This is a genomic window from Streptomyces sp. NPDC058289 (genome assembly GCF_042880975.1).
Lineage (GTDB): Bacteria > Actinomycetota > Actinomycetes > Streptomycetales > Streptomycetaceae > Streptomyces > Streptomyces stoeckheimensis.
Map to the genome: position 1 here is coordinate 109,924 of NZ_JBHVYI010000005.1, position 20,846 is coordinate 130,769.

At 70.9% G+C, this 20,846-nt stretch carries 14 protein-coding genes and 1 pseudogene; 7 read left to right on the plus strand and 8 right to left on the minus strand.

Annotated features, from left to right (window positions below; all coding sequences use genetic code 11):
* Positions 1–455: pseudogene (locus ACFVX6_RS03960) on the minus strand (sugar kinase); the annotation flags it as partial.
* 184 nt (positions 456–639) lie between these two features.
* Here ACFVX6_RS03960 and ACFVX6_RS03965 point away from each other — a divergent pair.
* The 7 genes from ACFVX6_RS03965 to ACFVX6_RS03995 all read left to right on the plus strand — a co-directional run bounded on the left by ACFVX6_RS03965 (position 640) and on the right by ACFVX6_RS03995 (position 13,134).
* On the plus strand, positions 640–1,959 hold the full coding sequence (locus tag ACFVX6_RS03965) for an extracellular solute-binding protein (RefSeq protein ID WP_389687657.1): 1,320 nt from the start codon (positions 640–642) through the stop codon (positions 1,957–1,959).
* Positions 1,960–1,972: 13 nt separating this feature from the next.
* Positions 1,973–2,968: a carbohydrate ABC transporter permease gene (locus ACFVX6_RS03970; RefSeq protein WP_389687659.1), complete on the plus strand. Its 996-nt coding sequence runs from the start codon at positions 1,973–1,975 to the stop codon at positions 2,966–2,968.
* Positions 2,969–2,999: 31 nt separating this feature from the next.
* On the plus strand, positions 3,000–3,839 hold the full coding sequence (locus ACFVX6_RS03975) for a carbohydrate ABC transporter permease (RefSeq protein ID WP_382970814.1): 840 nt from the start codon (positions 3,000–3,002) through the stop codon (positions 3,837–3,839).
* A 31-nt stretch (positions 3,840–3,870) separates the two neighbouring features.
* Positions 3,871–5,226, plus strand: a complete 1,356-nt coding sequence (locus ACFVX6_RS03980) for a GH1 family beta-glucosidase (protein WP_389687661.1) — start codon at positions 3,871–3,873, stop codon at positions 5,224–5,226.
* A gap of 719 nt (positions 5,227–5,945) precedes the next feature.
* Positions 5,946–8,153 (plus strand): discoidin domain-containing protein, encoded by a 2,208-nt coding sequence (locus ACFVX6_RS03985; RefSeq protein ID WP_389687663.1) that lies wholly within the window; start codon positions 5,946–5,948, stop codon positions 8,151–8,153.
* Between the two features lie 219 nt (positions 8,154–8,372).
* Positions 8,373–10,547: a discoidin domain-containing protein gene (locus ACFVX6_RS03990; protein ID WP_389687665.1), complete on the plus strand. Its 2,175-nt coding sequence runs from the start codon at positions 8,373–8,375 to the stop codon at positions 10,545–10,547.
* A gap of 148 nt (positions 10,548–10,695) precedes the next feature.
* Complete coding sequence (locus tag ACFVX6_RS03995; protein WP_389687667.1) at positions 10,696–13,134, plus strand: glycoside hydrolase family 3 C-terminal domain-containing protein; 2,439 nt, start codon at positions 10,696–10,698, stop codon at positions 13,132–13,134.
* Here the strand turns inward: ACFVX6_RS03995 and ACFVX6_RS04000 are convergent.
* The 7 genes from ACFVX6_RS04000 to ACFVX6_RS04030 form a co-directional block, all read right to left on the minus strand.
* Positions 13,115–14,113, minus strand: a complete 999-nt coding sequence (locus ACFVX6_RS04000; protein ID WP_389687669.1) for a TIGR03842 family LLM class F420-dependent oxidoreductase — start codon at positions 14,111–14,113, stop codon at positions 13,115–13,117. The genes ACFVX6_RS03995 and ACFVX6_RS04000 overlap by 20 nt on opposite strands.
* A 38-nt stretch (positions 14,114–14,151) precedes the next feature.
* A complete protein-coding gene (hydA, locus tag ACFVX6_RS04005) occupies positions 14,152–15,552 on the minus strand; it encodes a dihydropyrimidinase (protein ID WP_250740473.1) in 1,401 nt (466 codons plus the stop codon).
* Between the two features lie 17 nt (positions 15,553–15,569).
* Positions 15,570–16,865, minus strand: coding sequence for an aspartate aminotransferase family protein (locus ACFVX6_RS04010; protein WP_389687671.1), 1,296 nt, complete (start codon positions 16,863–16,865; stop codon positions 15,570–15,572).
* Entirely contained in the window at positions 16,862–17,704 is an 843-nt protein-coding gene (locus ACFVX6_RS04015) for a nitrilase-related carbon-nitrogen hydrolase (protein ID WP_389687673.1), read from the minus strand. The genes ACFVX6_RS04010 and ACFVX6_RS04015 overlap by 4 nt, the downstream gene beginning before the upstream one ends.
* A gap of 173 nt (positions 17,705–17,877) precedes the next feature.
* Complete coding sequence (locus ACFVX6_RS04020; RefSeq protein WP_389687675.1) at positions 17,878–19,815, minus strand: hypothetical protein; 1,938 nt, start codon at positions 19,813–19,815, stop codon at positions 17,878–17,880.
* Positions 19,816–19,914: 99 nt separating this feature from the next.
* The gene (locus ACFVX6_RS04025; RefSeq protein ID WP_389687677.1) at positions 19,915–20,313 is read right to left on the minus strand and encodes a PPOX class F420-dependent oxidoreductase; all 399 of its coding nucleotides are present in this window, start codon (positions 20,311–20,313) and stop codon (positions 19,915–19,917) included.
* Between the two features lie 23 nt (positions 20,314–20,336).
* Positions 20,337–20,765, minus strand: a complete 429-nt coding sequence (locus ACFVX6_RS04030; RefSeq protein ID WP_389687679.1) for a MarR family winged helix-turn-helix transcriptional regulator — start codon at positions 20,763–20,765, stop codon at positions 20,337–20,339.
* Between the last annotated feature and the right edge of the window lie 81 nt (positions 20,766–20,846).

A 20,846-nucleotide genomic window follows, 5' to 3' on the forward strand; every position in this document is an offset into this window, starting at 1 on the left:
TCCCGCCCGGGTGCTTTGCCGCCCCGGCGCAGCCCCACGCCCATGCCCACGCGGGGTTGTGGCACTACGAGGTTCACTACGTACCGCTCCATGCGGGGGGCCCCCCCCGCCTCCAGGGGTCGCTCCACGCGGGCGAGCTCGGTCAAGGTCAGGTCGAAGAGCTCGATGCGGATGCGGGTCTCGCCGACGTCCACGCCGATCATGTAGCCGCTGTCCGGGCTGACGCGGAGCAGGGTCCGGGGGCGCCCGCCGGCCGACTCCACGCTCCCGGCTTCCTCCACCAGGCCGTCGGTGACCAGCTCCGCCACCACGTTGCTGATCGACCCGGAGCTCAGCCCCGTGGCGGGGCCCAGCGAGAAGCGGCTCAGGGGACCGTCGAAATACAACCGTTGCAAAACAGCGGTTCGGTTCTCCCGCCGCAGGTCACGCACTGTTCTGCCGCTACGTACTCGCACTCTGTCCCCTGTCATCGATGCCCGTACCTGCAAGATACCTGCGTGAACGCTCTTGACGAGTCCTTCGCTTGAGGTTTAACTCACATCCTAAATTAAGCCATGTGGTTTTGGGGGCGAACCGCGGAACGTCCGCCCCCCACCCCGCAGTCGGCATCCCGTTCCTTCCTGAAAGGCCCATGGAGCCATGCGCAGAATCAGAGTCGCAGCGGTCGGCGCCGTCACCCTCTCCCTCGTCCTCGGGGCGGCTGCCTGTGGGGGCGGCGGCTCCACCAGCGGGAGCGGGTCCAACGAGCAGCCGAAGACGCTGACCTACTGGGCCTCCAACCAGGGATCGAGCCTGGAAGTCGACAAGCAGGTCCTCCAGCCGGAGCTCGACAAGTTCGAGAAGCAGACGGGCATCAAGGTCAAGCTCGAGGTCGTGCCGTGGGGCGACCTGCTCAACCGCATCCTGACCGCGACCACCTCCGGTCAGGGCCCCGACGTCCTGAACATCGGAAACACCTGGAGCGCCTCGCTCCAGGCCAGTGGCGCGCTGCTCCCGTGGGACGGCAAGAACTTCGAGAAGATCGGCGGCAAGGACCGGTTCGTGGAGTCGGCGCTGGGCTCCACCGGCGTCCAGGGCCAGGACCCGGCGGCCGTCCCGCTGTACTCCATGGCCTACGCGCTCTACTACAACAAGAAGGCGTTCGCCGACGCGGGCGTCACCAAGCCGCCGACCACCTGGGACGAGCTGGTCGCCACCGGCAAGCAGCTGACCAAGGACGGCAAGGCCGGGTTCGGCGTCGAGGGCTCCAACCTGTCGAACAACATCCACCAGGTCTTCGTCCTGGGCAAGCAGCACGGCGCGGACTTCTTCACCGCGGACGGCAAGGCCGACTTCACCTCCGACGGCGCGGTCAAGGCCGTGAAGCAGTACGTCGACCTGATGTCCGATGCGCAGATCGTCGCCAAGGGCAACGCCGAGTACTCCCAGAACCAGTCACTGAGCGACTTCGCCAAGGGCAAGACCGCCATGGTGCTGTGGCAGACCGCGTCGGCCACCTTCGCCGCGCAGGGCATGAAGGAGGACGAGTGGGGCGTGGTCCCCGCACCCGTCCAGTCCGGCGCGCCGGGTCAGGGCACCTCAACCAACTCCATGGTCGCCGGCATCAACATGGCCGTCTTCAAGAACACCAAGAACATCGACGGCGCCACGAAGTTCGTGAACTTCATGACCGGTGACGAGGAGCAGAAGATCCTCAACAAGGCCTACGGCTCCATCCCGCCGGTGAAGTCCGCGCAGGCGGACCCCGCGTTCAACACCCCCGGCCTGGCCGTCCTGCGCGACACCCTCGCGAAGAGCGCCGCCGCCCTCCCGCAGGTCCCCGAGGAGTCGCAGTTCGAGACGGTGGTGGGCACCGCGGTCAAGGAGCTCTTCGCCGACGCGGCGGCCGGCCGTCCGGTGACGCCGGAGTCGGTGAAGGCCAAGCTCGAGAAGGCCCAGCAGCAGATGCCCAAGAAGTAGGCACGGAAATCCCATGACCACCACCGCACCCCCTCGTACGGGCAAGCGGACGGTACGGAAGAACCACCCCGGAGCGGCGCCCCGCACGCGCCGCCCCGGGCGGCTCCGCCGGATCTCCCTGCCGTACCTGCTGCTGCTCCCCGCACTCGTCCTCGAGCTCCTGGTCCACCTGATCCCGATGGTCATCGGCATCGTGGTCAGCTTCAAGGAGCTCACCCAGTTCTACCTCCGCGACTGGGGCAACGCGCCCTGGGCCGGCCTGGACAACTACTCCCTGACCGTCGACTTCGACGCACCGGTCGGCGAGGCACTGCTGAGCTCCTTCTTCACCACGTGCCTGTTCACCTTCTTCTCCGTGGGACTGTGCTGGCTGATCGGCACGGCGGCCGCGATCTTCATGCAGGAGACGTTCAGGGGCCGGGGCATCCTGCGCACCATCTTCCTGGTGCCGTACGCACTGCCCGTCTACGCCGCCGTCATCACCTGGGCCTTCATGTTCCAGCGCGACAACGGCCTGGTGAACCACGTCATCCACGACCAGCTCGGGCTCACCGACAGCCCGCCGTTCTGGCTCATCGGGGACAACGCCTTCGTCACCCTGCTGGTCGTCTCGGTCTGGAAGGGCTGGCCCTTCGCCTTCCTCATCATGATGGCCGGCCTGCAGAACATCCCCCGCGAGATCTACGAGGCCGCGGCCCTGGACGGGGCGGGCGTCTGGCAGCAGATCCGCCGCATCACGCTCCCCTCGCTGCGCCCGGTCAACCAGGTCCTGATCCTGGTGCTGTTCCTGTGGACGTTCAACGACTTCAACACGCCGTTCGTGCTGTTCGGCAAATCGGCGCCGGCGTCGGCCGACCTGATCTCCATCCACATCTACCAGTCCTCGTTCCAGACCTGGAACTTCGGCACCGGCTCCGCGATGTCCGTCCTGCTGCTGCTGTTCCTGCTCGTGGTGACTGGCCTCTACCTCCTGCTCACCTCCCGAGGAAGGAGCGCCACCGATGCCTAGGCACACTCAGGCGGTGCAGTCCCGGTCGCCCATGGCGCCCCCCAAGTCGTTCCTCGCGAGCCGACTGGTGTTCCTGACGCTCCTCACCGGGTTCGTCCTGCTGCCGGTGTACGTCATGATCTCCAGTTCGCTGAAGCCGCTGCAGGACGTGTCGGGGAAGTTCCAGTGGATCCCCTCGGGCCTGACCGTCCAGCCGTACTTCGACATCTGGAAGACCGTCCCCCTCGGCGACTACTTCATGAACTCGCTGATCGTGGCCGGTTCGGCGACCGTCTTCTCCGTCGTCATCGCGATCTTCGCGGCCTACGCCGTCAGCCGCTATTCCTTCCGGGGCAAGCGGGTCTTCACCGTCACCGTGCTGTCGACGCAGATGTTCCCCGGCATCCTCTTCCTGCTGCCGCTGTTCCTCATCTACGTCAACATCGGCAACGCCACCGGGATCGCACTGTTCGGCTCGCGCGCCGGGCTGATCCTCACCTACCTGACGTTCTCGCTGCCGTTCTCGATCTGGATGCTGATCGGGTACTTCGACTCGGTCCCCCGGGACCTCGACGAGGCCGCCAAGGTCGACGGCTGCGGTCCGCTCGGCGCCCTCTTCCGCGTCATCGTGCCCGCCGCGATCCCCGGCATCGTCGCCGTCGCCGTCTACGCCTTCATGACGGCCTGGGGCGAGGTGCTGTTCGCCTCGGTGATGACCAACGACGCGACCCGCACCCTCGCCGTGGGCCTGCAGGGCTACTCGACGCAGAACGACGTGTACTGGAACCAGGTCATGGCCGCCTCGCTCGTCGTGAGCCTGCCCGTCGTCGGCGGCTTCCTCCTCCTCCAGCGCTACCTCGTCACCGGGCTGACCGCCGGCGCCGTCAAGTAGCCCCCTCCCATTGCTCTTCGAAAGGCTTGCTGTGTCGGATTCCATTGACCTCGGCGCCTTCCCTCAGGACTTCGCCTGGGGCACGGCCACTTCCGCGTACCAGATAGAGGGAGCCGTCAAGGAGGACGGCCGGGGGCCGTCCATCTGGGACACGTTCTCCCATACCCCCGGCAAGATCGACAACGGTGACACCGGCGACGAGGCCTGCGACCACTACCACCGCTGGCCCGAGGACATCTCCCTCATGAAGCAACTGGGCACCAACGCCTACCGCATGTCGATCGCCTGGCCGCGCATCGTCCCCGACGGCTCGGGACCGGTCAATGCCCGGGGCCTCGACTTCTACGACAAGGTGGTCGACGGGCTCCTGGAGGCCGGCATCACCCCCTCGATGACCCTCTACCACTGGGACCTCCCCCAGGCCCTGCAGGACCGCGGCGGCTGGACCGTCCGCGAGACCGCCGAACACCTGGCCACCTACACCTCCGCCGTCGCGGAACGGCTCGGCGACCGCGTCACCCAGTGGGCCACCCTCAACGAACCGCTCTGCTCGGGCTGGATCGGCCACCTGGAAGGCCGCATGGCCCCCGGCCTGACCGACCTGACCGCTGCCGTCCGCGCCTCCTACCACCTCCTGCTGGGCCACGGCCTGGCCGCCCGAGCCATCCGTGCCGCAGCACCCGGCGCGCAGATCGGCCTCGTCACCAACCACTCCACGGTGGTGCCCGCCACGGACCGGCCCGAGGACATCGCCGCCGCCGTCCGCATGGACGGACACACCAACCGCTGGTGGCTCGACCCCGTCTACGGACGCGGCTTCCCCACCGACATGCGGGAGCTGTACGGCGTGGGGCTGCCCGAGCGCCCCGGCGACCTGGAGACCATCGCCGCGCCCCTCGACTGGCACGGCCTCAACTATTACTTCCCCGCCACCGTCACCAACGACGCCGACGGCCCGGTCCCCTTCGCCCGCGAAGTCCGCCTCCCGGACGTACCGCGCACCGGCCTGGACTGGCAGATCGACGCCGACGGCATCGAGTCCCTGCTGCTGCGCCTCACCAACGACTACGGCGTGCAGAAGCTCTACGTCACCGAGAACGGCTCCGCGTTCGCCGACACCGTCGGCCCCGACGGGGCGGTCGACGACCCCGAGCGCACCTCCTACCTCGAGCAGCACCTGGCAGCCTGCGCCCGCGCCGTCCGCCAGGGCGCCCCGCTGGCCGGCTACTACGCGTGGTCGCTGCTGGACAACTTCGAGTGGGCCTACGGCTACGACAAGCGCTTCGGCCTCGTCCACGTCGACTACGCGACCCAGCAGCGCACCGTGAAGACCAGCGGCCGCCGCTACGCGGACATCGTCCGCAGCCACCGCGAGCTCCACGCGTAAGTCCGGCGGTTCGCCCACGGGCCCGGCCGGATTCCGTTCCCCGCCGGCGCCGGCGGCCGTCCCCGCCCCCTTCCGCTTCCCCACCCCCTCTCCCCTCTCTCCGCCCCCGCCCCCGCCCCCGCAGAACGCTCGGCCGGAACACCCGGCCGAGCCTGCGGCGGTGCTCCCGGGCAGCCGGATGAAGCATCCGGAACTTCCCCTGCCATATGCCTACCGGCCTGCGCGTTCCGGTGCTTATGGTGTGGCTCCGGACCATCCCGGGCCCAGCACCCTCCCGGCTCCCCACGGGAGGGTTGCCGTGCGTCCGGGTTCGGCCGGCCCCCGTGTTCGCGCAGAACCCGACGAGCCCCGCGGGCCGCCAGGTCGTTCGCGGCGAACACCCCGCCCGCACCGGGATCCCCGATCGGCAGCCGGGTCATGACCACACCCACGGCACTCAAAGCAGCCCACGGCTGCCCACCGCTGCCCACCGTGACGGTTCCCCCTCGACGACGGGAACCCCGGTGCTCCCGCCGAGGCCAGAGCCGCCCGGCCGACCCAACCCCTCGCTCCACAACGGAAAGTGACGGGTCGTGAGGGATGCGCACACACGGCTCGTTCCGACCTCGGAACTTAATGAAAGACGAAAGAAAAGACGTCACGATCCTTGACCGGTCGATCGCGTTACGGGCAAGGTCTGGAGAGCGCTCTCCCGTTTCAGGTTCGTTAAAGGAGCACCAATGCCCACTGGCATACCTGTCGATGCGTTGCCACGCGGACGACGTCCCGTTTCCACCCGGAAGGGGATCGCCGGGGCGGTCACGACCGCCCTCTTCGGCAGCCTGCTCGCGCTGGCACCGGCGGCCCCCGCGGCCTCCGCCGAGCCCGCGCCGGTTTCGCAGGGCAAGGCGGTCACGGCCTCCAGCCAGGAGCACTACGGCACCCCGGCGGCCGATGCCGTCGACGGCAACGACGGCTCGCGCTGGTCCAGCGCCGCCTCCGACGCCCAGTGGCTGCAGGTGGACCTCGGCGCCGTGACCGAGCTGAGCAAGGTCGTCCTGCAGTGGGAGGCCGCCTACGCCAAGGCCTACCGGATCGAGCTGTCGACCAACGGCACCGACTGGTCCACGGCCCACTCCACGACCACCGGCGCCGGCGGCACCGAGACCGTGAACATCACCGGGACCGCCCGCTACGTCCGCATGCAGGGCGTCTCCAGGGCCACCGGCTACGGCTACTCGCTCTGGGAGTTCAAGGTGTTCGGCACGACCGGGGGCGACGGGGGCGGGCCGACCCTGCCGGGCGGCGGCGACCTGGGCCCCAACGTGCACGTCATCGACCCCTCCACGCCCGGCATCCAGGACAAGCTGGACCAGGTGTTCCGCGAGCAGGAGTCGGCGCAGTTCGGCAGCGGCCGGCACGCCTTCCTGTTCAAGCCGGGCACGTACGACAACATCAACGCCCAGATCGGCTTCTACACCCAGATCGCCGGCCTCGGCCTGAACCCGGACGACACGACCTTCAACGGCGACGTGACCGTGGACGCCGGCTGGTTCGGCGGCAATGCCACCCAGAACTTCTGGCGCTCCGCGGAGAACCTCGCCGTCAAGCCGGTGAGCGGCACGAACCGCTGGGCGGTGTCCCAGGCGGCGTCCTTCCGCCGGATGCACGTCAAGGGCGACCTCAACCTCGCCCCCGCCGGGTACGGCTGGGCCAGTGGCGGCTACATCGCCGACAGCAAGGTCGACGGCACGGTCGGCCCGTACTCGCAGCAGCAGTGGTACACCCGCGACAGCACCATCGGCGGCTGGACCAACGGCGTGTGGAACATGACCTTCTCCGGCGTCGAGGGCGCCCCCGCCAACTCCTTCCCGGAGCCCCGCTACACCACCCTCGACACCACTCCCGTCTCGCGCGAGAAGCCCTTCCTCTACCTGGACGGCAACGAGTACAAGGTCTTCGCACCGGCCAAGCGCACCAACGCCCGCGGCACCAGCTGGGCCAACGGCGCAGCGCAGGGCGAGTCGGTCCCGCTGAGCAAGTTCTACGTGGTCAAGCCCGGAGCCACGGCAGCCACCATCAACAGCGCGCTCGCCCAGGGCCTGAACCTGCTGTTCACGCCCGGCATCTACCACGTCGACCGGACCATCGAGGTCAACCGCCCCGGCACGATCGTGCTGGGCCTGGGCCTGGCGACCTTCATCCCGGACAACGGGGTGACCGCGATGAAGGTCGCCGACGTGGACGGGGTCAGGCTCGCCGGCTTCCTCATCGACGCCGGGCCGGTCAACTCCCCGACCCTGCTGGAGGTCGGCCCGGCCGGCGCTTCGGCCGACCATTCCGCGAACCCGACGACCGTTCAGGACGTCTACATCCGCGTCGGCGGCGCGGGGGCCGGCAAGGCGACGACCAGCATGGTCCTCAACAGCGACGACACCATCGTCGACCACACCTGGGTGTGGCGCGCCGACCACGGCGAGGGCGTGGGCTGGGAGACCAACCGCGCCGACTACGGGGTGCGGGTGAACGGTGACGACGTCCTGGCCACGGGCCTGTTCGTCGAGCACTTCAACAAGTACGACGTGGAGTGGTACGGCGAGCGCGGAAAGACGGTCTTCTACCAGAACGAGAAGGCCTACGACGCCCCGAACCAGGCCGCCATCCAGAACGGCGCCACCAAGGGCTACGCCGCCTACCGGGTCGACGACTCGGTGACCACCCACGAAGCGTGGGGCCTGGGCAGCTACTGCAACTACAACGTGGACCCGAACATCCGCCAGGACCACGGCTTCAAGGCCCCGGTCAAGCCGGGAGTCAAGTTCCACAGCCTCCTGACGGTGTCGCTCGGCGGCAACGGCCACTACGAGCACGTCATCAACGACACCGGGGCGTCCACGGTCCCCGCCGGCACCTCGACGGTTCCCTCCACGGTGGTCTCCTTCCCCTGAGCCGCCCTGCCTCCCCCACCGGTTCCGCCGATCCCCCGCGCGGAAGCGGCCCCACTCCCCGGGCCCGGTTTCCGCCCTGCCGCCGCGGCCCGGGGGAACCACCGCCCGACCGGCCTCCACCGACCCGACGGAGCCGGGCTCGACTCCCCTGGGCCGGGTGAACCGACCTCCGCGCCCCGGCCCAGGGGCATTCCACCGCCATTGACACCAGGAGCCGCAATGTTCTCCCCTCCCTCCACCAGAACCACGCCCCGCCGCACGCGCGGCGCGGCCGCCCTCGTCACGCTCGGAGCGCTCTTCGCGTCCTCGCTCACGCTGGCCGGCGCCCCCACCGCGGTCGCCGCGGAGTCCCTGCTCTCCCAGGGCAAGCCGGCCACCGCCTCCTCCCAGGAGGGCGAGGGCTACTCCGCGGCCGCCGCGTTCGACGGCAACCTCACCGGCACCCGCTGGGCCAGCCAGTGGCGCGACGCCGAATGGATCCAGGTCGACCTCGGCGCGAGCCGCAACCTCAGCCGCGTCGTCCTCACCTGGGAGGGCGCGTTCGGAAAGAACTACGAGATCCAGGTCTCGGACGACGGAACGAACTGGCGCACCGCCAAATCCGTCACCGGAAGCGACGGCGGCACCGACGAGATCGCGATCTCCGGCACCGGCCGGTACGTGCGGATGAACGGCCTGGTCCGCGCCGGCGGTTACGGCTACTCCCTCTGGGAGTTCCAGGTCTACGGCACCACCTCGCAGGAGCCCCCGGTCCAGGGCGCCGTGCGCGTGGCCGGCTCCCAGGGCAACTGGCAGCTGACCGTCGGCGGGCAGCCGTACACCGTCAAGGGCCTCACCTGGGGCCCGTCCTTCGCCGACGCCCCGAAGTACATGCCCGACGTGAAGTCCATGGGCGTCAACACCATCCGCACCTGGGGCACGGACGCGTCGAGCAAGCCGCTGCTCGACACGGCCGCGGCGAACGGCATCCGGGTCATCAACGGCTTCTGGCTGCAGCCCGGCGGCGGCCCCGGCGCCGGCGGCTGCGTCAACTACGTCACCGACGCCGCCTACAAGAGCAACATGCTCACCGAGTTCGCCAAGTGGGTCGACACCTACAAATCGCACCCGGCCACGCTCATGTGGAACGTCGGCAACGAATCCGTCCTCGGCCTGCAGAACTGCTACAGCGGCACCGAACTGGAGGCGCAGCGCAACGCCTACACCACGTTCGTGAACGACGTCGCCAAGAAGATCCACACCATCGACCCGGACCACCCGGTCACCTCGACCGACGCCTGGACGGGCGCGTGGCCGTACTACAAGCGCAACGCCCCGGACCTCGACCTGTACTCGATGAACTCCTACGGCAACATCTGCAAGGTGCGCCAGGACTGGGTGGACGGCGGCTACGACAAGCCCTACATCATCACCGAGACGGGACCGGCCGGCGAGTGGGAGGTGCCCAACGACGCCAACGGCATTCCCGAGCAGAAGACCGACGTCCAGAACGCCGAGGGATACACCACCGCCTGGAACTGCATCACCGCCCACCAGGGTGTCGCACTGGGCGCCACGATGTTCCACTACGGCATCGAGCACGACTTCGGGGGCATCTGGTTCAACCTGCTGCCCGACGGGCTCAAGCGGCTGTCGTACTACGCGGTGAAGAAGGCGTACACCGGGTCGACCGCGGGCGACAACACGCCGCCGGTGATCAGCAACATGGTCGTCGACCAGGCCTCGCAGGCACCGGCGGGCGGCGAGTTCACCGTCCGCGCCAACGTCAGCGACCCGCAGAACGACCCGCTGACCTACAAGGTCTTCCTCAGCGGCAACTACGCGAACGGCGACAAGCGTCTGGTCGAGGCGCAGTGGCGCTCGACGGGCAACGGGACCTTCGCGGTCACCGCTCCCGAGAAGCTCGGTGTCTGGAAGGTCTACATCCAGGCCGAGGACGGCCACGGCAACGCGGGCATCGAGACCAAGTCCGTCAAGGTGGTCGCCCCGCCCGTGAGCGGCACGAACGTGGCGCTGAACAAGCCGGCGACCGCCTCCTCCTTCCAGGCCGGGTACGGCGACTGCCCGTGCGCGCCGGGCAACGCGACCGACGGCAAGGCCGGTACCCGCTGGGCCAGTGACTGGAGCGACCCGCAGTGGATCCAGGTGGACCTCGGTGCTTCCACCGCGATCCGCACCCTGCAGCTGGTCTGGGACCCCGCCTACGCCAAGTCCTACGAGGTGCAGCTCTCCGACGACGGCACCAACTGGCGCACCGTCCACTCCACCACCACCGGCAACGGTGACATCGACACGATCAACGTGTCGGCGACCGCCCGCCACGTGCGACTGAACCTGACCGCACGCGGCACCGCCTGGGGTTACTCCCTCTACGAGTTCGGCGTCTACAGCTGACCACGTGACGGCGCGGCACTGAACGCGGAGTACCGGCTGCCCTGACCCGGTCGGCCCTCCGTACGGGCCCGGTTCTCCCCGTCTGAAAAGCGGGGAGGGCCGGGTCTTCTCCCATGGGTGAGGAGCGGATGACGTGAATGGGGTGGGGATGAGCGAGGACATGCTCGATCGGCTGCTGGAGAAGCTCGATCTGGTGCAGAAGGTGCGACTGCTGTCCGGGGCCACGACCTGGCGGACGGCCGGCGAACAGGCCCTGGGTTTGCGCGAGATGGTGACCTCCGACGGCCCCGCGGGGGTGCGGGGAGAGGCCTGGGACGAGCGGCTCACCTCCGCGCTGCTGCCCTCGGCGTCCGCGATCGGCGCGCTGTGGGACGAGGACCTGGTCGAGGAGCTGGGGGGCCTGCTCGCTTCGGAAGCGGTCCGCAAGGGCGTGGACGTCGTGCTGGCGCCGACGCTCAACCTGCATCGCACGCCCCTGGGCGGCCGGCACTTCGAGTGCTTCTCGGAGGATCCGGTTCTGACGGGCCGCACGGGCGCGGCGCTCGTCCGGGGCATCCAGGCGGCGGGGGTGGCGGCCACGGCCAAGCACTACGTGGCCAACGACTCCGAGACCGGGCGGATGCACGTGGACGTGCGCGTCTCCGAGCGGGTGCTGAGAGAGGTGTACCTGGCTCCGTTCGAGGCTGCCGTCGGGGCGGGCGTGTGGCTGGTGATGGCCGGCTACAACAGCGTGAACGGCGCGACCATGACCGCCAGTCCGCTGCTCGCCGAACCCCTCAAGGGCGATTGGGGCTTCGACGGGGTGGTGGTCTCCGACTGGGGCGCCCTGCGTTCGACACTGGAACCGGCCCTCGCCGCACTCGACCTGGCGATGCCGGGACCGCAGGGCCCGTGGGAGGCGTCCCTCGTCCGGGCCGTGCAGGACGGCCACGTCCCCGAGCGGGCCATCGACGAGAAGGTGCGGCGCCTGCTGCGGCTGGCCGGACGCGTGGGGGCCCTCGAAACGGACCGGCCCCCGCGCACCCCGGCGTTCGGGCCGGACGCCGCGCGGACGCTGCTGCGCCGCACCGTGGCCGCCGGATCCGTGCTGCTGAGCAACCGCGAGGTGCTCCCGCTCGACCCGTCCTCGTTGGCGAAGGTCGCCGTCATCGGCGTGCACGCCGCCTCCCCCCGGGTGCAGGGCGGGGGCAGCGCGGGGGTCTTCCCCTCGTACGTGGTCACCCCCCTCGACGGGATCCGCGCCCGGCTGGACGGGCGGGCCCGGGTCGTGCACGTACCGGGCCCGGGACTGGACGTCCCCCCGGCGCCCCTCGACACCGGCTGGTGCAGCGACCCGCGATCAGGGGAGCCCGGTGTGCTGCTGCGCCTTCTGGACGAGGCGGGCCACGAGCTCCACACGGAACACCGGCTGTCCGGGCGGCAGTTGGAGCCACCCGTGGTTGCCGCCGCTCGGACGGTGGAGATCAGCGCGCTGGTACGGCCGCGGGCGACGGGGGAATGGACCTTCGGCATCGCCGGCTTCGGCCGCATGAGCCTCACCCTCGGCGAACGGACCGTTCTGGACGGCGAGTTCCCGTGCACCACCGACGACCCGGCCATCGTCCATGTGAACCCGCCCCTGCACACGGTGCGGGCCACCCTGGACACGACGGAACCCGTTCTTCTGACCGCCCGGCGCGAGCTGGTCCCCGGAGCCGGGCGCGCCACGATCGTCGCGGCGGCGCCGCCGGAGCCCGAGGCGGCGGCCGCGCTCGCCGAAGCGGTGCGGGCGGCCCGCGAGGCGGACGCCGTGATCGTGGTCGTCGGCACGACCGAACACACCGAGACCGAGGGCCACGACCGCAGCGACCTCTCCCTGGGCGGCCACCAGGACGAGCTGGTCCGCGCCGTGGCAGCCGTCAACCGGCGCACCATCGCCGTGGTCAACAGCGGCGGCCCCGTCGAACTGCCCTGGCGCGACGAGGTGGGCGCGGTGCTGCTCACCTGGTTCCCCGGCCAAGAGGGCGGTGCCGGGCTCGCCGACGTCCTGTTCGGGGACGCCGAGCCGGGCGGCCGCCTCCCCACCACCTGGGCGGCCGCCTTGACCGACTCGCACGTCACCCACGCACACCCCGTCGACGGCCGGCTCGCCTACGCCGACGGCGTGCACATCGGGCACCGGGCCTGGCTCCGCACCGGCAGACGGCCCGCCTACTGGTTCGGCCACGGCCTGGGCTACACCAGCTGGGAGTACGGGACGGTCCAGGCCCCGGCCCAAATCGTGGAAGGGTCCCCGTTCACGGTCCGCGTGCAGGTGCACAACACGGGCGACCGGCCCGGCCGCGAGGTCGTGCAGGTGTACCTCGCCCGTACGGAATCCACCGTCGAGCGTCCGGTCCGCTGGTTCGCCGGCTACGCCGCGGTCCACGCGGAGGGCGGCGCTTCGGCGGCCGCCGTCGTGGAGGTGCCGGCCCGCGCGCTGCGGCACTGGTCCGAAGCCGAGGGGGCCTGGCGCACGGAGCCCGGTACGTACCGGATCATGGTGGGCCGCTCGGCCGGCGACCCGGTGTGGAGCGGGGCACTGGAGGTCAGCGGAACGACGGGATGACGTCGGAGCCGTACGCGTCGATGGTCGCTTCCCGGGCGTCGTGCATGTCGTAGAGGGCGAACTGGTCGACGCCTAGGGCCTGTAGGGCGCGCAGCTTCTCGATGTGGGCCTCGGCCGGGCCCAGCAGGCAGAAGCGGTCGACGATCTCGTCGGGGACGAAGTCGGTGGAGGGGTTCCCGGCGCGGCCGTGGTGGCTGTAGTCGTAGCCGTGGCGGGATTTGATGTACTCGGTGAGTTCCTCGGGGACCATCGAGGAGTGCTCGCCGTAGCGGGAGACGAGATCGGCGACGTGGTTGCCGACCATGCCGCCGAACCAGCGGCACTGGTCGCGGGCGTGCGCGAGGTCGTCGCCGACGTACGCCGGGGCAGCCACGCAGATGGTGATCGCGTCGGGGTCGCGGCCGGCCTCCACGGCAGCCTGGCGGACGGCCTTGACCATCCACTCGGTGAGGTAGAGGTCCGCGAGCTGGAGGATGAACCCGTCCGCCTTCTGACCGGCGAGCGCGAGGGCCTTGGGCCCGTACGCGGCCATCCAGACGGGCAGCTTCCCGTCCGTGATCCAGGGGATCCGGATCGGGTTGCCGTCGACCTGGGCCTCGCGGCCCTCCGCCAGGTCCCGGATGACGTCGATGGCCTCGCCCAGCCGGGCCAGGGTGTTGGGCGCGCGCCCGGCGACCCGCATCGCCGAGTCACCGCGCCCGATCCCGCAGACGGTGCGGTTGCCGTACATGTCGTTCAGTGTGGCGAAGGTGGAGGCGGTGACCTCCCAGGTGCGGGTGCCCGGGTTGGTGACCATCGGACCCACGTGCATGCGCTGGGTGTTGGCCAGGATCTGGCTGTAGATGACGAAGGGTTCCTGCCAGAGGACCGCCGAGTCGAAGGTCCAGCCGTAGCGGAAGCCGTTGCGCTCGCCGCGCTTCATGAGGCTGACGACCTGGGAGGCCGGCGGGTCGGTTTGCAGGACGAGGCCGAAGTCCATGCATGGCTCCTTGCTGCTGCTGTGTGCGGGCGTGCGGCTTACAGGTACTGGCAGGTGGAGCGGGGGATGAAGGCCCCGTGGCCGGCCCGGCCGGTGAACTCCCGCCGGTCGATGACCAGTTCACCCCTGGACAGGACCGTGTCGACGCGTCCGGTGATCCGCTTGCCCTCGTACGCCGAGTAGTCCACGTTCATGTGGTGCGTCTCGGCGGAGATGACCTGCTCGGCGTGCGGATCGTAGAGGACGATGTCGGCGTCGGAGCCCGGCGCGATGGTGCCCTTCTGCGGGTAGAGGCCGAACATCCGGGCCGGGGTCGCGCACGCGATCTCGATCCAGCGGCGGCGGCTGATGTGACCGTCCAGGACCGCCTGGTGGAGGAGGTCCATGCGGTTCTCCACCCCCGGCAGCCCGTTGGGAATTTTGGAGAAGTCGCCGCGGCCCAGCTCCTTCTGGCCGCGGAAGCAGAAGGGGCAGTGGTCGGTGGAGACCACCTGGAGGTCGTTCGTGCGGAGCCCCCGCCAGAGCGCCGCCTGGTGCTCGCGGGGGCGCAGCGGCGTGGAGCAGACGTACTTCGCGCCCTGGAAGTCGGGCTCTTCGAGGTTGTCGGTGGACAGGAAGAGGTACTGCGGGCAGGTCTCGCCGAAGACGGGGAGGCCCTTGTCCCGGGCGGCCGCCAGCTCCGCGACCGCTTCCTCCGCCGAGACGTGCACCACGTAGAGGGGGGATCCGGCGACCCGGGCCAGCTGGATCGCGCGGTGGGTCGCCTCCGCTTCGAGGAGGACCTTGCGGACCTCGCCGTGGTGGCGGGGGTCCGTCTCCCCGCGCGCCAAAGCCTGTTCGACGAGCACGTCGATCGCGATGCCGTTCTCGGCGTGCATCATGATCAGCCCGCCGTTGCCCGAGGCCCGCTGCATCGCGCGCAGGATCTGGCCGTCGTCGCTGTAGAAGACCCCGGGGTAGGCCATGAACAGCTTGAAGGAGGTGACCCCCTCCCCCACCAGGTGGTCCATCTCCTTCAGGGTCCGCTCGTTGACGTCCGAGAGGATCATGTGGAAGGCGTAGTCGACGGCGCACTTGCCGTCGGCCTTGTCGTACCAGGTGTCGAGGCCCTCGCGCAGGGCGTGCCCCGGTGTCTGGACGGCGAAGTCCACGATGGTGGTGGTGCCGCCCCAGGCGGCGGCCCGGGTGCCGGTCTCGAAGGTGTCGGAGGCGGCGGTGCCGCCGAAGGGCAGCTCCATGTGGGTGTGGGCGTCGACCCCGCCGGGGATGACGTACTTCCCGCTCGCGTCGATCGTCCGGTCGGCCGTCCAGGTCTCGGCGGCCGCCGTGCCGTGTGCCGCGAGCGCGGCGACCCGGCCGTCCTCGATCAGCACGTCGGCGTGGAGCTCGTCGGACGCGGTGATGACGAGCCCGCCGCGGATGAGGGTGCGGATGCTCATGTACGTCTCCCCCGGTGCTAGTTGAGACTTCTGAGGGCCTCGGCGAGGATCTCGGCGCCCTCTTCCGCCTCGGCGACGGTGAGGGAGAGCGGCGGCGCGATGCGCAGCACGCTGGTGTTGTGGCCGCCGCCCTTGCCGAGCAGCAGGCCGCCGTTCCGGGCGGCCTCCAGCACGGCGGCGGCCGCGTCCGGGTCGGCCTGGTCGGTGCCGGGTTTCGTCAGCTCCAGGCCGGCCATCAGGCCCCGGCCGCGCACCTCCCGTACGGCGGGCACGGTCGCGGCGATGGCCCGCAGCCGCTCGAGCAGCAGGCCGCCGACGCGGCGGGCGTTGCCCTGGAGGTCGTGTTCGAGGAGGTAGCCGAGGTTGGCCACGCCCGCCGCCATGGTGACGGGGGAACCGCCGAAGGTGGAGATGGAGTTGGAGTCGAGGCAGTTCATCACCTCGGCGCGGGCCACGACTCCGCCGATGGACATGCCGTTGCCGATGCCCTTGGCGAAGGTGATGATGTCCGGCGGGCCGTTCTGGGCGTGGGCCTGCCATCCCCAGAAGTGGTCGCCGGTACGGCCCCAGCCGGTCTGCACCTCGTCGCTGATCCAGAGGATGCGGTGCCGGTCGAGGACCTCGCGGAAGGACCCGTAGAGCCCGTCGGGCGGTGAGGTGAACCCGCCCACGCCCTGCACCGGTTCGGCGATGAGCGCGGCGACCCCGCCGCGCGCCTGGCCGAGCACGTCCTCCAGGTCGGCGACGGCCGCGGCGGTGAAGGCGGTGTCGTCGAGGTGGGCGAAGGGGCCGCGGGTGCGGACCGCGCCGTGGACGTAGTACGTCTGGAGCGGCGAGAGGCTGGTCGGGGACCAGCCGCGGTTGCCGGTGATCGAGACGGTGGAGAAGGACCGGCCGTGGTAGCTGTTGCGCATCGCCAGGATCTGGTTGGAGCGGCGGTACGTCGTCGCGAGCAGCAGGGCGGTGTCGTTGGCCTCGGTGCCGGAGGTGGTGAAGAAGACCCGGGCGTCGGGGATTGCGGACAACGCCGCGACCCGCTCGGCCAGTTCGATCATCGGGCGGTTGAGGTACAGGGTGGAGGAGTGGATGATCCGCCCGGCCTGTTCGGCGACGGCCTTGGTGACCTCGGGCAGGGCGTGGGCGGTCATCGTGGTGAGGATGCCGCCGAAGAAGTCGAGGTAGCGGTTGCCGTCCGCGTCCCAGACGTGGCGGCCCTCGCCGTGGGTGAGTTCGATGGGGCGGTCGTAGTAGAGCGCGAGCCAGTCGGGCAGGACGGAGCGGTGCCGGCTGTGCAGGGGGATCGGGTTGGTCACGGCTGTACGAGTCCTCCGTAGGCGTCGGGGCGGCGGTCGCGGTAGAAGGCCCACTGGTCGCGGACCTCCTTGATGAGGTCGAAGTCGAGGTCGCGGACGAGGAGTTCCTCTTCCTTGTCGCTGGCGACCTCCCCGACGAACTGGCCGCGCGGGTCGACGAAGTAGCTGGTGCCGTAGAAGTCGTTGTCGCCGTACTCCTCCTGGCCGACGCGGTTGATGGCGGCGACGAAGTACTCGTTGGCGACGGCGGAGGCGGGCTGCTCCAGCTGCCACAGGTACCCGGACAGGCCGCGGGAGGTGGCGGACGGGTTGTAGACCAACTGCGCGCCGTTCAGGCCTAGTTCGCGCCAGCCCTCCGGGAAGTGCCGGTCGTAGCAGATGTAGACGCCGATCCGGCCGACGGCGGTGTCGAAGACGGGGAATCCGAGGTTGCCCGGGCGGAAGTAGTACTTCTCCCAGAAGCCCCTGACCTGCGGGATGTGGTGCTTGCGGTACTTGCCGAGGTAGCTTCCGTCGGCGTCGATGACCGCGGCGGTGTTGTAGTAGAAGCCCTCGGACTCCAGCTCGAAGACCGGTACGACGATCACCATGCCGGTCTCGCGGGCGAGGGCCTGCATCCGCTGGACGGTCGGGCCGTCGGGGACGGCCTCGGCCCAGCGGTAGTGCTCGGGCTCCTGGACCTGGCAGAAGTAGGGGGCGTTGAAGACTTCCTGGAAGCCGATGATCTGCGCACCCTGGGCGGCGGCCCGGCGGGCGTGCTCCTCGTGTTTGGCGATCATCGACTCGGTGTCTCCGGTCCAGGTGGCCTGGACGAGTGCGGCGCGGACGACTTGGGCCATGAGCTGCTCCTCGCGACGGGTACGCCGGCTTCTACGCACGTAGAGGGTGTACGACGGCTGCGCGTAGGGAGTTGAAGGTAGGCCTCGGCCAGGCCCGGGGCAAGACCGCCTTGCGCGGTTGGAGTAGTCGATCAGCAAACGCAGGAGTTACGTCGGCACGTGGTCGTTTCCGGTCAGGCGACGGGCAGATTCGCGACTCGAAGGGCATGCAACAGGTCGCGGTGATGAGCCCCCGAGAGGGCTTCGGCGGCGCGGAGCAGCCGGGGCGCGAACCAGCGGGGATCCCGGCGGGCGAGCCGGGCCGACTCCTCGGCGGTGCGGACCCGGACGAAGGCGGTGAGCAGGGCGTCGGCCTCCGGGGTGTGGCCGGCCTCTCCGAGCACGAGGGCGATCTCGGCGATCTCGGCGGCCGGGCGGGCCGCGCCCTGACGCAGCAGGGCGTCGCGGTCGACCGGCCCGAGCACGGCGGCGGCCGCGGCGAACCGGGCGGGCGGCAGCGAGGCCGCCTCCCAGAGCAGGGTGGCCCAGTCCGCGGCCAGCCCGGCCCGCACCAGCTCCTCCCCCAGCAGGACCAGCCGCTCGGCGGGCCCGGCGGCAGCCTCACAGAGCAGCACATGCGCCTCCCCGCTGCGCCCTTGCCCCCGCAGGGCCACGAGCCCCTCCACGAACCCCCCGGACCCCCCGGCCACCTCCGCGGGCACACCGTGCGGGCCGCCGCCGGGGGCCGGGTCGTGCCACTGGGTGGAGCCGCCGTGCGGGTCGCCGGGGGCGGAGTCGTGCCACTGGGCAGAGTCGCCGCGCGGGCCACCGCCAGGGACGGAGCCGCCCCACTGGGCGGAGTCTGCGGGCGGGCCGCCGGCGCGGGCCCGGTCCGGCCATGGGGCGGGTTCACCCTGCGGGTGGGGCCGGGGCGCCGGGTCGGGGGCCGTGCCGGGCGCGGGGGCGTGTCCCGTGCTCCAGGCCGGGGTGCCGGGCCGGCGCCCGTCCTGGCCGGTAGCGGCGGACGGTTGCCTTTCGACCGGCCTTTCGGAGCCCGCACGGGCGGGCTCGTGCAGGGCTCCCCGTGTCGGGCCCGCGTGCCCGGCCCCGTCTGCCGAAGCGTTCTGCTCCGGCACCGGATCTCCCGCCGGGGCGGACTCGGCCGCCGCGCGGGCGGGCCGCCCGAAGCGGGCGCCGCGCAGCGGCGTGGCGGACGACGGGTGCCCCGGGGGCACGAGGACGGCCCGGGCTTCGGACGCCGCCGCGCCCGCGTACCGGGCCCCGCCGCTCCGCCGCGCACCGCGCAGCCACCGCCCCTCGGCCCGCCCGACCGGCTCCGCCGCCGTTTCCGGCGCCGGGGCCGGCGGCGATACCGGGGTCGACGCCCGGCCCGATGCCGCGTCCGATGCCGCGTCCGGTGCCGCGCCCGACATCCGGCCCGACGCCGCGTCCGACGCCCAGCCCGAAGCCGCGCCCTCCACGCCCCCGGCCCACTCCGCATCCCCGGGCGACCCGGCCCACTCCGCGTCCGGGGGCCCCGCCTGCATACCGTCCTGCGCACCTTCCCGCGGACCCGGCCACACCGCGGCAGAGGCCGCACCCGGGGACGTCGCGGTGCGCTGTGCGGGCACGCCGTGCAGGGGGTCCGACTGTGTCGGCGACGGGTGTCCGGGGCGGTCGGCCCCCGGGGTCACCGCTTCCAGGCGGGTCGTCAGGTCCTCGTGGCGGGCCGCCGCGCGGGCGGCGTCGTCGCGGGTCCAGGAGAGTTCCCGGGTCAGGGCCTCCACCTCCGCCGGGTCCGCCGATTCCGCGAGCCGCGCCGACAGCACGCGCAGGGCCGCCCGGGCCCGGGCCAGCTGCTCGGCTGCCGATGCGAGCAGCGTGCGCAGTTCCTCCACCCCGCCCGGCAGCCGGTCCCAGACCCCGACCGCGGCGGCCCGCAGACCGACCGCGTACTGCGTCTCCCGGGCGATCGCCGCCGTGCCCGTCGTTGCGGCCAAGTCGCCGAGCAGGGACTCCAGTACGTCCCACGGAGGCATCGCGGCCCCGTCCAGACAGGCCCGCATCCCCTCCGGGTCCCGCCGCAGGAACTCCCCGTACCAGCCCGTCCCGGGATCCAGTCTCTGTGTCAATCCCCGCATGTATCCGGAGAGTTGGCCGATCACCTGCGAAGTCGCGGTCTCCATCCCCGCATTGGATCCCACTGGTGTTACGGGCGGGCTACAGGAGTCTCAAAGCTTGGCGGCGGGCGGGGCAAGCCTGACCGCGATCGCGGTGTGCGGCCGCTCGCGCCGGACGATGGCGGCCGGCACGTCGAGCATCCAGAACTGCCACGTGTACTTGCGCGTCATCAGCTTCCGCACCCGCTTCAGCCCCGCCGCGTCCAGCAGCCGCGCCTCGCCCTCGGCCGCGACGGCCCCTTCGGCCACCCGCCCGCGCACGTCGCAGGCCACGACCGTGACCCGCCCGTCGTTGCGGATCCGCTTCACCTTCCACGCGTCGTTGCGCGTCCACACGTACAGCTCGTCGCCGTCCGCCACCGCCCAGACCGGCGTGGCCACCGCCGTGCCGTCCTTGCGGAAGGTGGTGAGACTGACGTACCTCGCTCTGCCCAGCTCCTCGATCGTCATGCGCCCGACCCTACGCGGCCCGGTCAACGGGAGGTGACGGCCCGCTCCAGCAGGCTCCGCAGCACGCCCTGCTCCTCCGGGGCGAGCCCGGACACCGGCGAATCCACGGAGAGGAGGTCGAGGAGCCGGGCGCGCAGGGCGTCGCCCTCGGGCGTGAGGACGAGCTGCTTGGCACGGCGGTCGGTGGGGTGCGGGTGCCGCGCGATCAGGTGCTGCTTCTCCAGCTTGTCGACGACGAAGGTGGCGTTGGAGGGCTCGCAGCTCATGCGCTCGGCGAGGTCCCGCATGGTCATCGGCCCGCTCATCTCGCGCAGCGCGGTGGCCTGGGACGCGGTGAGGCCCAGGGTGGCGGCGCGCCCCCGCACGTGCTCGGCGATCCGGTGGGCCAGCCCGTCCACCAGCCCGCACAGCTGCCGCTCGGCGATGGCTTGGCGCTCGGGAGGTGTCGTCATGGCGCCAGTTTAACAAGTCCCTCAAGCCAGAATATTTACAACTTGAATGATTCAAGCTTGATGCTTATGGTTGGCCCCACC